Genomic DNA, 13,544 nt, shown 5'->3' on the forward strand with positions numbered 1-13,544 from the left:
GAGTAGTACCTCTTATACCATATCCTCGAGGATCATGCGCGGGGCGATCCCCATGCTCTTCATTTCATCAAGGAGGAGTTTGAACGCATAACTCATCTCGACATAGTAGATGTCTGTCTCGCTTCCGCAGACCAGACAGCGGGTGGTGTTCCGTTTACGGTCAAGCATCGCGACCATTCCGCACTTGGCGCAGACATACTGCTGCACCTTGTCGGACTCGTCGAGCAACCGCTCTTTGAGTGCCATGGCGGCACCGTGACCAATCATCACATCCCGCTCCATCTCACCAAACCGAAGACCTCCTTCCCTGGCACGACCTTCTGTCGGCTGCCTGGTCAGCACCTGCACTGGTCCGCGGGACCGTGCGTGCATCTTGCTGGAGACCATGTGGTAGAGTTTCTGGTAGTAGATCACACCGACATAGATGTCGGCGGTGAATCGCTTGCCGGTGAGCCCGTCGTACATCACCTCACGGCCTGTCGGCGAAAATCCGAACTTCTTCAGGGAGGACCGGAGATCGGTCTCCAGTTCTCCGCTGAAGGCGGTTCCGTTGATCCGCCTTCCTTCGAGCGAACCAACCTTGCCCCCGATCATCTCGAGCATATGCCCGATCGTCATCCGGCTCGGGATTGCATGCGGATTGATCACGATATCAGGGACCATGCCACTCTCGGTGAAGGGCATGTCCTCCTGGGGGGTGATCAGACCGATGACACCCTTCTGCCCGTGTCGGGATGCAAACTTGTCCCCAATCTCAGGGATCCTGGGATCTCTGGTCCTGACCTTCACCAGGCGGGAGCTGTTCTCCCCTTCGGTGATGATCACCGTATCGACGATACCGTGCTCGTTGGAGCGCATCGTGACCGAGGTGTCCCGCCGCTTTTCGACGGTGATCAGGTCGCTGCTTGGCTCCTCCAGGAACCGGGGCGGGGAGGTCTTTCCGATCAGCACGTCCTTCTCAGAGACAGTCGTTTCCGGGTTGATGATCCCGTCGTCGTCCAGGTTCTTGTAGTACTCTTCGCCATGGGCGCCGGTCACTTCAGTGTCAGGGATCTCGATCCGGTCGACCTGACCGCCGGGATACCGTCGCTCCTCGCCTTCGTAGGTTCGGAGGAAGTGCGATCGTCCGAGTCCGCGGTCGATCGAGGCGCGGTTGAAGATCAGCGCATCTTCAATGTTGAACCCTTCATAACTGAGGATGGCGACCACGAAGTTCTGCCCGGCAGGCCGGTCGTCTGAACCGATCAGTTCAGAGGTCTGGGTGCGGGTCATGGACTTCTGGACATAGTGGAGCAGGTGGCCACGTGTGTCTGGGCGGAGTTTCATGTTGGCCGAACAGAACCCGAGGGCCTGTTTGACCATCCCTGCGCCCATTGTGACACGGGGACTCGCATTGTGCTCCGGGAACGGGACATGGGCCGCCCCGATACCGAGGATCAGAGAGGGATCGACCTCAAGGTGAGTATGTTCAGGGGTCACCTGGTCCTCGTTGATCGCAATATAGAGGTCCTCTTCCTCTTCTGCATCGATCATCTCGATCAGACCCCGGCTGACCAGGTCCTGGAAGGTGATCTCCTTCTTCTTCAATCGCTCGAGATCCTCGTTGGAGAGGAGTGGCTTGCCGTTCTGCAGCACTATGAGCGGCCGGCGAGCTCGCCCGCGGTCGGTGTGGATGATCACATCCCCGTTGTACTGTTTATAACTGGCATTGACCTCTGTCGAGACTGCGCCGGATCTGCGCATCTTTCTGATATCGGCGATCAGGGCCTCCGGATCGTCTGCCAGACCAATCAGTGCGCCGTCGACGAAAACTCTCGACTTCTTCATCTCATCTCACCCTTCAGCGCTTCAACGCCAAGATTATAGAGTACACCGACGACTTCGTCCTCGTCCTGCACTCCCTTGCTGATCTCAACCATCTGTGCAAAGTTCTTCACAAGACCACAATTCGGTCCTTCTGGTGTTTCACTCGGACAGATCCGTCCCCACTGGGTCGGATGCAGGTCACGGGCCTCGAAGTGAGGCTGTGAACGCGAGAGCGGAGAGATCACGCGGCGCAGGTGCGAGAGCACGGCCATGTGATCGATCCGGTCCAGCAACTGCGAAACCCCGGTCCGTCCGCCGACCCAGTTTCCTGTGGCCAGGGGGTGAAGCAACCGTTCGGTCAGCACGTCGGCCCGGACGGCCGTCCCTATCGAGAGGTCCCGGTGACGCATGCTGGCCCGTTCGAGCTGGTACTTGATATCCCTCGTCAACCGGTTCAGGGAGATCCGGAAGAGATCCTCCATCAGGTCGCCGGCAAGTTTTAGCCGCTTGTTTGAGTAATGATCCTTGTCATCGATCCGCCGCTTGTCCAGCACCAGATCAAAACAGGACTCTGCCATCCGCCCGAGGAAATGGGCCTTGGCAAGCCGGACGCCCTCGACGGCCGTCTGGTACCCGGGGTCTTCCTCAGTCAGGTTTGCCGGCATCAGGTAGTTGAGGTGGGGGAGCAGGTAGTTGTCGAGCACAAACTCTGCACGCTTGCGCTGGTAGTCCCTGGTCTGGTTGGGGGCTAGTTTCTTTCCGACATACATGATCCCGCTCTCGATCGAGTCGCAGGAACTCTCTTCGAGGTTCTGCATCATAAAGGTCAGAATGTCCTCGTCGGTCGAGACCGCCTCCACGACTGCATGGTCACTGTCCATGCCGAGTGCACGCATCAAGTCCACGAACTTCAGGTGTCCGGCGACCGATGGGAACGAGACCTCGAGCAGGTTCTTCTTGTTCCGCTCGACGACGACCAGGGCACGGTAACCACGGAACTGGGAGAAGACCTTCGCCACGTAGATCCGCTCGTTGTACCGCTCGGTAAACTCGGTCATGATCTTGTTGGATGCGAGATCCTCCAGAGTCATCAAAACCCGTTCTGTCCCGTTGACAATGAAGTAGCCACCCGGGTCGAGGGGATCTTCTCCATGCGAGACCCGTTCGTCGTTGGGCATCCCATACATGTTGCATGCAGATGAACCGATCATGATCGGCAGATGTCCGATCGTGGTCAGGACGGCCTCCTGTCGGTCGTCTCCCTGAACCAATGTCATGTCCAGGTGCATCGGCGCCGCGTAGGTCAGGTTTCGAAGCCGGGCCTCACTCGGAAAGAGCTCGCTCTGGGATCCATCGGCCTCGCGGACCAGCGGTTTCTTCACCTCGATGGTGCCGAGTTCCACCCAGACGGGTTCATTGGATTTACCCCGGTTTTCAATGTCTGTCTCAATCACCCGCTGCTCATTTACGACTTTCTGGAGATTATACTGGAGAAAATTGTTAAAAGAGTCAAGTTGATGGCGTGCCACGTGCTCGTGGGAAAAATATGCCCTTGATAAGATGCTTCTATCTAACAGAAATATCAGCCCCGGTTTATTTTTTTGGTCTTTTGATGATAAGACGATATGATTCAGCTGTGCCTGCAGTCTGGCTTATACGCACAATCTTGACAACCTCGCCGACTTTTCCGCCGATCTGTTTGACCGCCGGGTCGTCATGGTACACCCTGGGCAACTGCTCATAGGTGATTTTGTATCTGGAGAGTAATGCTTTAACCTCCTCCTCACTCATAATCTGATGATCAGGGACCATCAGATGATCTAATACATTAATTTTGGTGCTCATCCCCACTCCTTTAACACGGACGTGTTTACAATCAGATGCATCACCGCTCAAAAACCACAGACTGACACGGTGGAAGCGGGCCCGGAGGGATTTGAACCCCCGACCACCTGGTTAAAAGCCAGGCGCTCTACCTAACTGAGCTACGAACCCATCTTTTCATGCCATTCAGCATTATTACAATGGGAGAAAAGTATATAAATTTTGGCTATCTCTATGCTGGATCACGAGTCGACCGTGTATGGGCCTGGTGATCATCAGGCCGGAGAAGCAGTATCAGAGCATCTCCCTGAGCGATTGCTGTATGCCGCGCAAACACTCTTCTTGGTGTAGGATATTCACATCCGTCGTCCTAGTAACTGGTTTGATCTCTACTTTATGGCCCTGATCTGGGTCACTGTCTAATTGTTTAGAAGGGTCTGCAATTGTCGTCGATCGGCTTCAATACTCGATGAACCGGCTGTATATTCGTCGATAGGCTGCGATTCTTTGCCGGCCTCTCCACTTTTTTCGAGGTCGGGGGGGTGGGTATCCCGGTGCCTGACTGCTCGTTCGATCGTCTCGAGCAGGTTCTTCGGGTTGATCGGTTTGAACATATAATCCTCAACATACAGACGGTGCTCCTGTTTTTCATCGGTAGAGATCTCTCTTCCTGAGAAGATGATCACTGGGATCTGCGTGGTCGACTGGTTCCCCTTGATCTCGTGAAGGATCTCCCAGCCATCCATCGGCTCCATAGTGAGGTCGAGGAGGATCACATCGGGGGTAATCGTCTTCAGCATTTTCAGGCACTCCCCTCCTTCCTTCGCTGATATCACCTGATAATCCCGCCGTTTCAAGATCGCCATCAGCCCTTCGACGATATAGGTGTTGTCATCCACGATCATAACGGTATGTTTCATCACACTACCTGGCCCTCACGTTAATACCGTCTTCTCTCCCGATCAGATCGATACGTTTGTCTTATTGATTGTTATGTGTGGGAATATAAACCCCTACTGATCGGGGAAGTACAGGATAATCCTGTGCCAGAACTTCTGGTGATCGTGATGATCTGACTGAAAAATGGATGGTGTATCAGGACTTTCGGGGCAGGTCTGGTGTGAGTTGCAGCTCCTCACGGATCTGACTGAGCCGCTCTTCCTGAAAGGAGATGTTCATCGTCATGTTCTTGATGGCCCGCGCAATCTCATCACCGACTTTGGCCTTGCTGTCCGTGATGTTGTAGGTGGATTCAAGGATATTCACGAGGCGATTGTTCACCTCGATGCTCTTACTTAAGCGGGCATATTCATCGATGATCCGCTGATCGAACCCTGCCGCCTTGGCGGTCTCCACATCCTGTCGGATCCTGGTTCGTCGCTCCAGTATGTGTTCGATGACGTCATACAGTTCGCGGTGCGTGATTGGTTTCAGGACATAGTCCTCGATATAGATCCCATACTCCTGGGCCTCGTCGGGGGTCAGCTGCTTGGCAGTCAGCATCATCACCGGTATATCCCTGGTCTTTGGGTTTGTCTTGATCCGCTCAAGTGTCTCTCTACCGTCCATTGGTTCCATCATGATATCGAGCAGGATCAGGTCCGGCTTCTCGGTCTTGAGGAGGTCCAGGCATTCCTGGCCGCCATAGGTCGCGATAGTCCGATAACCGCCCCGCTCCAGCATGGTAACGAAGACGTCAACGATAAATGAACTGTCATCGACCACCATGATGGTGTACATCAGAGCTCACCCTCGATCCGCGATGCAATAAGATTCACGTCACGGGCGATGATCGATTCGTCTGTGGCGGGGTTGAGGATCGTGGTGATCAGCAGCCTCTCACCGGCATCGGTGATCATGATCTTACCCTCCTCGGCATGAATCACCACCTGGATAGGGGGTCTGATATTAATGATACTGGCTGCCGACTCTGCAGAGGCGAGCACCGATGCGCTCATCGCAGCAAACCACTTCTCTGATATCTCCTTTGTGAAATACTTCCCGATCATGATGCCGTCTTTAGAGACCAGCGCACAGCCTTCAACCCCGTTGATCGACCTGATCTCATCTATAAATCCGGATATTTTCTCTTTTAACATGGTATCGGCCTTCATCATCAGTGCTTGGGTAGGTTCCTACTTACAATGTATATGCCTATTATAAAAAAGTTCCCAAATCTCTAACGGATTATATGTCCAATTTCTCGCATATCATCGAAGAATCTGGAGGTATCTGATGAAAATTGCCGTCCTGTGTGGTTGCTGGTTGGATCTGGCGCAAATGGCGGACCTCTGGTCCTCCAGAACTGGAATCTCAGTTCATTTTGCCCGGATAGGTGACCTGCCCAGGATAAAACAACAAATTTGATAAGGGATCGGGTCAATCTTATCTGAAGCGGGGCCATAGGGTAGCCTGGCCATCCTAGGAGACTGGGGGTCTTCTGACCTGCGTTCAAATCGCAGTGGCCCCATAAATTATTCTTATTCTTGTGTGATTTTGAGTTTGACGGTGTGACAGATGCCAGTTCAGGATCGATGTATCGAGTGCCTCCTATCGAGGGTCCGATTTGCCTGTGATCAGTCCCCGGTGCCGGTCTCCATCGATCTGGTTGAGGCGGCGTGTCTTGATTTGATTCGGACACGCCAGGACGATCCTGCGCCGCAGACCCAGATCGCCAGTGCCCTGCACCGGCTGGTTCGAGAACTGATCGTTATGGACGATCCATTCCTGGCCGTGAAGCAACGGTCCACTGAGGAGGCGCTGGCGGTCTGCAGGACTGTGCGCCCCCGTATGAGAACATTTCGGGACTTTGTCCTCGCCTCGATCATCGGGAACACCTTTGACTATGGCGTGCAGGATCATCGGGTGACCAGTCGCTTCCAGACCTTCTTTGACCGGGCTTTTTGTGCAGGACTTTTTGTCGACGATACGGATCGGATGATCCCGCTTCTCGACCGGATCGTTTATATCACTGACAACTGTGGTGAGATCGTCTTCGACCGGCTGCTGATCGATCACCTCGTCTCCCGGGGTGCCCGGGTGACCCTGGCTGTCCGGGACCGTCCGGTTCTGAACGATGCAACCCTTGAGGACGCGCTGGCCCTCGGCCTCGATCGCCGGGTGGAGATCCTGACCACCACTGGTGGTGAGGGTGAGCTCGGCGTGAACCTCGATGTGATCCCGCCTGCCCTGGCTACTGCTATCGGTGATTGTACACTGATCATCTCCAAGGGGATGGCAAACTTTGAGTCCCTTTCGCTGTATCCAGACCTGCCGCCGGTCGCGTACCTGATGTCGGTGAAGTGTGTGCCGGTTGGTGAGATGATCGGCATGCCGGTCGGTTCGATGGTCGCCCAGCTCAGGTTCTGAATCTGGCTATTCCTATCTTCTGAATGGAATTCCCATGATGGGATGTTAAAAAAGAGTATTTAGAGGATTACATCGATTCCGCCGCCGCTCGGTCTGTCCATGGGCCGGCGGATCTTTGGCGACGTGAGGGACTGTGCAATGGGTGGTGCGAATGCTGATGTCTTTGTGCTGTTGCTGTTCTGGAGTGGGTACTGTCCGCCGAGGATCTGGGCACTCTTAACGCCGGTCATGATTGCCATTACACGGACCTTGCCTTCAAAATCGCTCTTGATCCGGGCGCCCCAGATCACATCTGCATGCGGGTCGAGTTCATACGTCAGTTCGCTCGCTATCGACTCTGCCTCTGATAAGGTCAGGTCGCTGCCGCCGGTGATATGAATCAGGGCTCCGGTTGCGCCGTGGTAGTCGATGTCGAGCATCGGATTGGAGAGGCACTCCCGTACAACGGTCTCTGCCTTGTTCTGCTGCTTGCTCTCTCCAACCAGCATCACAGCGACGCCGCCCTTGCTCATGATTGCACGAACGTCGGCGTAGTCAATGTTGATCAGGGACGGTTCGGTGATCGTCTCGCTGATCCCCTTGACGGTCTCTGCGATCAACTGGTCCATCACTGAGAATGCCTGTCCGAGCGGGAGGTTGGGGACATAACTCTTCAGCCGGTTGTTGTCCAGCACGATCACTGAATCTGCAGCCTGGGAAAGTGCTTCGAGCCCTTCCTCTGCACGGATCAGTCGTGCCTTCTCGACCTGGAATGGATAACTGACCATCCCGACGACGATAGCTCCCTGATCCTTCGCGATCTGTGCCACGACCGGAGCTGCCCCGGTACCGGTTCCACCGCCCATCCCTGCCGTCACAAAGCAGAGGTCCACGTTTTCGAGCTGGCTCTCAAGGGTCGACCGAGCCATCTCTGCGGCCCGCTTGCCGACGTCCGGGTACCCGCCTGCTCCGAGCCCCTTGGTCAGCGACTTGCCGATCAGGATCCGCTTGTCCGCCTGGATCATATCCAGGTGCTGCTTGTCTGTGTTCACGGCGATCGTCTCGGCACCGGTCACCTGCAGGTGGTGGAGGCGATTGATCGTATTGTTCCCTGCACCCCCACAGCCGACGATGACGATCCGTGGCTGGCCGGTAAGATCATCATCGCTGACGACCTCTTTGAGCATCTCTCTCTCAATCTCTGAGTTCTTCAGAGCCTCGTTGATTATGGTCTGCATTCTTAAACCACCTACACCTTGAATGAAACCTGGTCTTTGTCCCGAAGGATCCGATTGCCGCGCCGCTCTATGAGGACTCGAACTGCATCGCGCACTGCTTCTGATATGGTGGGGAACTCCCCGGCCTCCACCATCTGCTCGAGCATCTCCACCTGCTGCTGGGGCAATCTGATCGTGATCCGTTTCATCATCAATATCACATGCGTCTGACCTAAAGCAGACAATTGTCTGCTTTATGTCAGACGCATGGGGTACCTTTGTCTGACAGTCAGGTGATCCATAATTACACCCTGTCTTATATATGGCTTTTCTTTTTGATTCCTCCTGATAGCTACATCTATCCAGTATTCTGGTGTCTGATTGTTGAAACGGGCTTCTTTTTCCCCCGTTGAGGCCTGGGATCCCGGAGCACGCACACAATGGGTCTGATCCGAGGTGGGCGCGTCGTATCAGGCGCTCCGAACTGCGTGGATCATCGGTAATGTTGAATGTCGGCTCTGCATATCTATCATAGAGATCATGGCAGGGTGGGGATGAAGCAGGGAAAGATAGGGCAATACCGGAGAGCGGTCCATGGGGGCATCCTCCCGGATCGATCCCTCCCGGGGAAGTCGATCATCGATTTCAGTGCAAGTATGAACCCGTTTCCCCCGAATGTGGCCTGGGACCCGGCATCGGTCCCGGTCCATCGGTATCCTGACAACCAGTACGCCACCCTCAGGGCGGTGATTGCAGAGACCTTTCACCGTGACCCTGCAGAGGTGGCCGTCGGAAACGGATCTGCCGAACTGATGCGGGTCTTCTGCCAGGTGGCACTCAGCCCCGGGGACCATGTCAGGATCGACCGGTCAACGTTCGAAGAGTACGCAGTCTCTGCAGAGATCGCCGGGGCGGTGGTCGATGAGCATGCCCCGGACCCTGTAGTCCGGTTTGTCTGCAACCCGAACAATCCGACCGGGACGCTGATCCCAAAGAGCGCGATGCTCGATCAGCTCGATCACTGCAGCAGCGCCGGCATGACTCTCTTCCTCGATGAGGCATTTATAGACCTGGCGGCCCCCGACGAGAGCCTCGTCGACCAGCGGAGCCCGGATCTCTTTCTGCTCAGGTCCCTGACCAAAGCCTTCTCGGTGCCCGGGATCCGGTTCGGGTACGGGTTTGGGGATCCCGAACTGATTGAAGCGATGGAGGCCGTCCGCACCCCCTGGTCGATCAATGCCTATGCCGAGCAGTTCGCTATCGCTGCGTTCAGATCCTATGACCTCCTGGCAGCGTCCCGGGAGGCGATCGCCCAGGAACGACAGTACCTCTGTGCAGGTCTCGACGATATCGGGATTGCGTACCGTCCCTCGTCGGTCAACTACCTGCTGCTGAATCCCGGCATGCCGGCCCCCCAGCTGACCCGATCCCTGCTCGGTCATGGTGTCCTGGTGCGCGACTGCACCTCGTTTCATCTACCCGACTCGATCCGGGTCGCTGTCCGGACCCGGGATGAGAACGCCCTCCTCCTCTCGGCGTTGAAAGCATGCTTGGACTGATCCTGGCGGGCGGGTCCGGGAGCCGGCTCGGACTCGGAGAGAAGCCGCTGGTCAGGGTTTGCAATCAGCCGATGCTCTGGTACGTGATCCGGGCCTTTGTCGAGGCCGGCGAGGAGGTGTTTGTCGTCACCACCCGCAGAACCCCATATACGGCTAACTGGTGCAGAGCGCAGGGGATTGAGACCGTGCGGACCGGGGGGGCCGGATATATCGACGACATCGCCGAGGCCGCCACCCTCCTCGACCTGGACGCCCCGTTCTTCACCTGCGGAGCAGACCTCCCCTGTCTGACCGAGACGGTGATCCGGTCGGTGGCCTCGGCGCACCAGCAGTCGGGCCTGCCTGCCTGTTCCACCTGGGTGCCGGTGGCACACCGGGAGTCCCGGGGGTACTCGGTCCACTCCTCGATGATGATCGATCAGACTCTGGTTACGCCGGCGGGACTGAACATTCTGGACGGATCGATGATGGACCGGGAGCAGGAGGAACTGCAATTGATCTGTGCCGATCCCGCCCTGGTCTGTAATGTCAACACCCGGGGAGACCTCCTCCTGGCTGAAACAGACTGCGAAGGCCCATCCCTGTCAGCACCTCATAATCCAACAGCCCGCAGATGAGGGCTGGAGAACCAATATAAAGCAGCGTCGCTGACATTGTCTCTATGCAGGCATCCAGGGAGATTGAGCTTGAGGGTCATATCATCGACTCGGGCATCATGACACTTGTCTTCGACAGGATCATGGATATGGGGGGAAACTTTGAGATCCTCACCTTTGACGTCGGCAAGAAGAAGACCGATCCCAGTTATGCCAGACTTCGCGTGGTGGCCGATGACCCCGGCCAGTTAGCCGCGATTTTGAGCGATCTGCACCGGTACGGTGCGCGTCAACTGCAGGTCGAGGATGTCAGTCTGGTCGCAGCCGAGGCCGACCGGGTGGTGCCGAAGGGGTTCTACTCGACGACCAATCATCCGACCTCGATCAAGTACCAGGATCGGTGGCTCCAGGTGGAGGACAACGAGATGGACTGCCTGATTGTGGTCGACCCGGCCCTGATGGCAGCCCTCTGCACCCCGCTCTCCAAGTTGAAGAAGGGTGATCTCGTGGTGATGGGGGAGCAGGGAGTCAGGATCATTCCCCCGGAGCGCCCCCGCGAACAGAGCACGTTTGAGTTCATGAACGGGACCGTCTCCCCCGAACGGCCCAGCGAGACGCTGATCCGAAACATCGCTGCCGAGATCCGGGAGTTGAAGGCGAAAGGAGGAAAGATTGCGCTGGTCGGCGGGCCAGCGATCGTCCACACCGGTGCAGACCTCGCCCTTGCCCGCCTGGTGCGGGAGGGATTCATCGATGTGATCTTCGCCGGCAACGCGCTGGCCACCCATGACATCGAGTACAATCTGTACGGTACCTCGCTCGGGATGGACATCTCCACTGGCAAGCCGGTGATCGGTGGGCATAAACACCACCTCTATGCGATCAGCGAGGTGATGCGCGCCGGCTCGATCCGTGCTGCGGTTGAGCAGGGGGTGATCACCGGGGGAGTGATGTATGAGTGCATTACCAACAATGTCCCGTTTGTGCTCGCCGGCTCGATCCGGGACGACGGCCCGCTCCCTGATGTGATCACCGATGTGCTGGTGGCACAGGATGCGATGCGTGAGCATATCCGGGGTTGCGGGATGGTGCTGATGATCGGGACGCTCCTCCACTCAATCGCCGTCGGCAACTGCCTCGGCTCCTCGGTGAAGACGATCTGCGTGGACATCAACCCCTCCTCAGTCACCAAGCTGATGGACCGCGGCACGATGCAGGCGATTGGGGTTGTCAGCGATGCAGGAACCTTCCTGCCCCTGCTCGCAGAGCAGTTGATCCCGGACTTCCGCACCCGGATCATCAAACCTGACAGAAAGTCGCCGGTCCACACCACTGAATAAAAAAGGGTTTACCGGGTGAGCGGCATACAGTGCGACTGCTCATGCGAGCAGACGAACTCCCACTCTTCTTTACAGGCACAGTCCGTAGCAGCGGCCGCCCTGATCAGTTCCCGATCCCCGGTCAGGGCATACTCGTTGATCGCGGTGATGATGTCATGGTCACAGGCCCCGCAGTTATGCGGCCCCCTGCTCCTTCCACCACCAACCGGATCGCAGAGCACGTGCTGATCGACGGTATTGAGCACCTTCAGCACCGACCAGAGGTAGGGCGGGCGATAGGCCCCCTGCTTCCAGTACTGCTCCACCTCGGTCCTGCTCTGGACATTGCAGGGGTTCATCGATATCAGGTCGGTATACGGGGAGACCTCCTCGATCGATCGGATCATGTCATCGATCGCCTCCTGTTCGGTCAGGAACAGCGGCTTCATCAGCAGGTATGCCTTGATCCCGGCCCTGTTCTTCCGGGCGATCGCTGAGGCCTCCTTGAACTGGGCAAAGGTCGACCCCTTGTTGATCGACTTGTCAGAGATCTGGTCGCTGGTCGTTTCGAGCCCGATGGCGATATAGAGCGGGATTGTATAGGTCCCGTCATCGATCGCAGCCACAAACCGGTTGATCCGATCCCCATCGACGTACTCGGCCCTGGTCTCAGCGACGATCACCTTCCCTTTGAAGGCGGCCGCCACCTCGTCCACCACCGCCGGCGGGACCTCATTCGGATCGAAGAAACTGCCTGAGGTGAAGATCTTAACCATCTGGTAGGTCTCCACCGGGTGGTGCGCCAGCACCCAGTTCAACTGGTCGCGGACCAGAGCAGCGAGGGATGCGGGGGTGCCGTCCCCAAACCGTTCATGCCGGTACGAACACATCCGGCATTTGTTCCAGCTGCATCCTCCTGTCTTGAAGATGATAGTGAGGCTGTCGAGGATCTCCGGGCCGAGCCGGTCCTTTCCTCTCCAGCATGCGAGAGGCTTTTCATCTGATTTAGATATCATTAACACCTATGGATTGATCCTATGATGATGAAAAAGATCCCTGTGGTGATCCTGTTCTCTCTGCTTTTGATCGGGACCGCCTCAGCATACATGGTCTCGGTGGATGCACCGACCACATTGACAAAGGGCGACGTTCTGACCGCCAACGGGACCAGTAACATCCCGGCCGGTGTCAGGTTAGATGTCGCCCTCTTCTCGCCGTACTCAGGTAACCAGTATCAGAAGAACACTGTGGTCATTCAGCCGAACGGGCAGTTCAATACCACCTTCCAGACCACCGATCTCCTGTCGGGGGACTACAAGGTCGAAGTGCTTGAGAATAAGGAGTACCCGATCGGTTCGAGCGCCGTTGTCAGAAAGGTTGTCACGATCGTCGACCGTTCCGGTGAGGCCACGGTGACGGCACCGCTCTCCCAGGCCTTCAATGGCAGCCTGCTCGTCTCAGGGACGGCGAAGAATCTGAAGGCTGCCTCCATCCTCGTGACCGTAGCCGGCCAGGGGAGCACCATCTTTGGGCCGCAGTATATCCTGACCGATGAGAAGGGTGCCTTCCAGACGCTGGTCCCGATCACTGCTGCAGGCACCTACACCCTGATTCTAGCCGACAACGCGGGGACGATCTCCCAGACTGCTATCACGGTGGGCAACGGCACGGCTTCGGTGCAGACAATCACCGCTTCGGTGAACGGAACCGGCAGCAGTGCGGTCACCACCATGACGACAACAGCGAACATCTCGTCCACCGTCGCCGCTACCGCCCCCATGACGCCTGCGACGACCCAGAGTTCTCCGCTCCCCTGGGGACTTGCTCTCCTCGGTGTTGGACTGCTGGCGCTGCGCAGACAGTGAACCACCGAAT

General features: G+C 56.8%; 14 protein-coding genes and 2 tRNA genes. 6 read left to right on the forward strand and 10 right to left on the reverse strand.

The genetic code is table 11. The annotated features are described in order from the left end of the window. Positions 1-12: 12 nt before the first annotated feature. The 7 genes from rpoB to ACFKSJ_RS12035 form a co-directional block, all read right to left on the reverse strand. A complete protein-coding gene (gene rpoB / locus ACFKSJ_RS12005; protein ID WP_440950036.1) occupies positions 13-1,827 on the reverse strand; it encodes a DNA-directed RNA polymerase subunit B in 1,815 nt (604 codons plus the stop codon). After that, a complete protein-coding gene (locus ACFKSJ_RS12010) occupies positions 1,824-3,383 on the reverse strand; it encodes a DNA-directed RNA polymerase subunit B'' (RefSeq protein WP_440951428.1) in 1,560 nt (519 codons plus the stop codon). The genes rpoB and ACFKSJ_RS12010 overlap by 4 nt, the downstream gene beginning before the upstream one ends. A gap of 16 nt (positions 3,384-3,399) precedes the next feature. Continuing rightward, positions 3,400-3,651 carry a DNA-directed RNA polymerase subunit H gene (locus ACFKSJ_RS12015; protein ID WP_440950037.1) on the reverse strand — a complete coding sequence of 84 codons (252 nt, stop codon included), beginning with the start codon at positions 3,649-3,651 and terminating at the stop codon, positions 3,400-3,402. 76 nt (positions 3,652-3,727) lie between these two features. Further along, positions 3,728-3,801, reverse strand: a tRNA-Lys gene (locus ACFKSJ_RS12020). 248 nt (positions 3,802-4,049) lie between these two features. Further along, positions 4,050-4,550 carry a response regulator gene (locus ACFKSJ_RS12025; RefSeq protein ID WP_440950038.1) on the reverse strand — a complete coding sequence of 167 codons (501 nt, stop codon included), beginning with the start codon at positions 4,548-4,550 and terminating at the stop codon, positions 4,050-4,052. A gap of 175 nt (positions 4,551-4,725) precedes the next feature. Then, positions 4,726-5,370, reverse strand: coding sequence for a response regulator (locus tag ACFKSJ_RS12030; RefSeq protein WP_440950039.1), 645 nt, complete (start codon positions 5,368-5,370; stop codon positions 4,726-4,728). Beyond that, positions 5,370-5,744 (reverse strand): roadblock/LC7 domain-containing protein, encoded by a 375-nt coding sequence (locus tag ACFKSJ_RS12035; protein WP_440950040.1) that lies wholly within the window; start codon positions 5,742-5,744, stop codon positions 5,370-5,372. Before ACFKSJ_RS12035 ends, ACFKSJ_RS12030 begins: the two co-directional genes overlap by 1 nt. Positions 5,745-6,026: 282 nt before the next feature. On the opposite strand from ACFKSJ_RS12035, the gene ACFKSJ_RS12040 reads away from it, so the two are divergent. Continuing rightward, positions 6,027-6,100 (forward strand) — tRNA-Pro (locus ACFKSJ_RS12040). Positions 6,101-6,147: 47 nt separating this feature from the next. After that, positions 6,148-6,999, forward strand: a complete 852-nt coding sequence (locus ACFKSJ_RS12045) for a damage-control phosphatase ARMT1 family protein (RefSeq protein ID WP_440950041.1) — start codon at positions 6,148-6,150, stop codon at positions 6,997-6,999. 59 nt (positions 7,000-7,058) lie between these two features. Here the strand turns inward: ACFKSJ_RS12045 and ftsZ are convergent, their stop codons facing one another. After that, on the reverse strand, positions 7,059-8,216 hold the full coding sequence (gene ftsZ / locus ACFKSJ_RS12050) for a cell division protein FtsZ (RefSeq protein ID WP_440950042.1): 1,158 nt from the start codon (positions 8,214-8,216) through the stop codon (positions 7,059-7,061). 11 nt (positions 8,217-8,227) lie between these two features. After that, the gene (locus ACFKSJ_RS12055; protein WP_440950043.1) at positions 8,228-8,407 is read right to left on the reverse strand and encodes a ribbon-helix-helix domain-containing protein; all 180 of its coding nucleotides are present in this window, start codon (positions 8,405-8,407) and stop codon (positions 8,228-8,230) included. A 342-nt stretch (positions 8,408-8,749) separates the two neighbouring features. Between ACFKSJ_RS12055 and ACFKSJ_RS12060 the strand changes: the two genes are divergently transcribed. Genes ACFKSJ_RS12060 through ACFKSJ_RS12070 form a run of 3 tightly spaced genes read left to right on the forward strand, consistent with a single transcriptional unit; the run spans position 8,750 to position 11,690 of the window. Beyond that, complete coding sequence (locus ACFKSJ_RS12060) at positions 8,750-9,754, forward strand: pyridoxal phosphate-dependent aminotransferase (RefSeq protein ID WP_440950044.1); 1,005 nt, start codon at positions 8,750-8,752, stop codon at positions 9,752-9,754. After that, positions 9,742-10,371, forward strand: coding sequence for an NTP transferase domain-containing protein (locus ACFKSJ_RS12065; protein WP_440950045.1), 630 nt, complete (start codon positions 9,742-9,744; stop codon positions 10,369-10,371). The genes ACFKSJ_RS12060 and ACFKSJ_RS12065 overlap by 13 nt, the downstream gene beginning before the upstream one ends. Positions 10,372-10,415: 44 nt before the next feature. Further along, the gene (locus tag ACFKSJ_RS12070) at positions 10,416-11,690 is read left to right on the forward strand and encodes an ornithine cyclodeaminase (protein WP_440950046.1); all 1,275 of its coding nucleotides are present in this window, start codon (positions 10,416-10,418) and stop codon (positions 11,688-11,690) included. Positions 11,691-11,698: 8 nt separating this feature from the next. Here ACFKSJ_RS12070 and ACFKSJ_RS12075 read toward each other — a convergent pair whose 3' ends face one another. Further along, the gene (locus tag ACFKSJ_RS12075) at positions 11,699-12,685 is read right to left on the reverse strand and encodes an archaeosine biosynthesis radical SAM protein RaSEA (RefSeq protein ID WP_440950047.1); all 987 of its coding nucleotides are present in this window, start codon (positions 12,683-12,685) and stop codon (positions 11,699-11,701) included. Between the two features lie 27 nt (positions 12,686-12,712). Here ACFKSJ_RS12075 and ACFKSJ_RS12080 point away from each other — a divergent pair, with 27 nt between their 5' ends. Next, a complete protein-coding gene (locus ACFKSJ_RS12080) occupies positions 12,713-13,534 on the forward strand; it encodes a hypothetical protein (protein WP_440950048.1) in 822 nt (273 codons plus the stop codon). Positions 13,535-13,544: the final 10 nt, after the last annotated feature.

Origin of the sequence: Methanosphaerula subterraneus, from assembly GCF_052055875.1 — an archaeon.
Taxonomy (GTDB): domain Archaea; phylum Halobacteriota; class Methanomicrobia; order Methanomicrobiales; family Methanospirillaceae; genus Methanosphaerula; species Methanosphaerula subterraneus.

Bases quoted from the DNA above. Each gene is read 5' to 3' on its own strand.
- ACFKSJ_RS12060 (WP_440950044.1), top strand. From the start codon at position 8,750: ATGAAGCAGGGAAAGATAGGGCAATACCGGAGAGCGGTCCATGGGGGC.
- ACFKSJ_RS12070 (WP_440950046.1), top strand. From the start codon at position 10,416: ATGCAGGCATCCAGGGAGATTGAGCTTGAGGGTCATATCATCGACTCG.
- ACFKSJ_RS12075 (WP_440950047.1), bottom strand. From the start codon at position 12,685: ATGATATCTAAATCAGATGAAAAGCCTCTCGCATGCTGGAGAGGAAAG.
- ACFKSJ_RS12065 (WP_440950045.1), top strand. From the start codon at position 9,742: ATGCTTGGACTGATCCTGGCGGGCGGGTCCGGGAGCCGGCTCGGACTC.
- ACFKSJ_RS12035 (WP_440950040.1), bottom strand. From the start codon at position 5,744: ATGAAGGCCGATACCATGTTAAAAGAGAAAATATCCGGATTTATAGAT.
- ACFKSJ_RS12030 (WP_440950039.1), bottom strand. From the start codon at position 5,370: ATGTACACCATCATGGTGGTCGATGACAGTTCATTTATCGTTGACGTC.
- ftsZ (WP_440950042.1), bottom strand. From the start codon at position 8,216: ATGCAGACCATAATCAACGAGGCTCTGAAGAACTCAGAGATTGAGAGA.
- ACFKSJ_RS12025 (WP_440950038.1), bottom strand. From the start codon at position 4,550: ATGAAACATACCGTTATGATCGTGGATGACAACACCTATATCGTCGAA.
- ACFKSJ_RS12015 (WP_440950037.1), bottom strand. From the start codon at position 3,651: ATGAGCACCAAAATTAATGTATTAGATCATCTGATGGTCCCTGATCAT.
- ACFKSJ_RS12045 (WP_440950041.1), top strand. From the start codon at position 6,148: ATGCCAGTTCAGGATCGATGTATCGAGTGCCTCCTATCGAGGGTCCGA.
- ACFKSJ_RS12080 (WP_440950048.1), top strand. From the start codon at position 12,713: ATGAAAAAGATCCCTGTGGTGATCCTGTTCTCTCTGCTTTTGATCGGG.
- ACFKSJ_RS12055 (WP_440950043.1), bottom strand. From the start codon at position 8,407: ATGATGAAACGGATCACGATCAGATTGCCCCAGCAGCAGGTGGAGATG.
- rpoB (WP_440950036.1), bottom strand. From the start codon at position 1,827: ATGAAGAAGTCGAGAGTTTTCGTCGACGGCGCACTGATTGGTCTGGCA.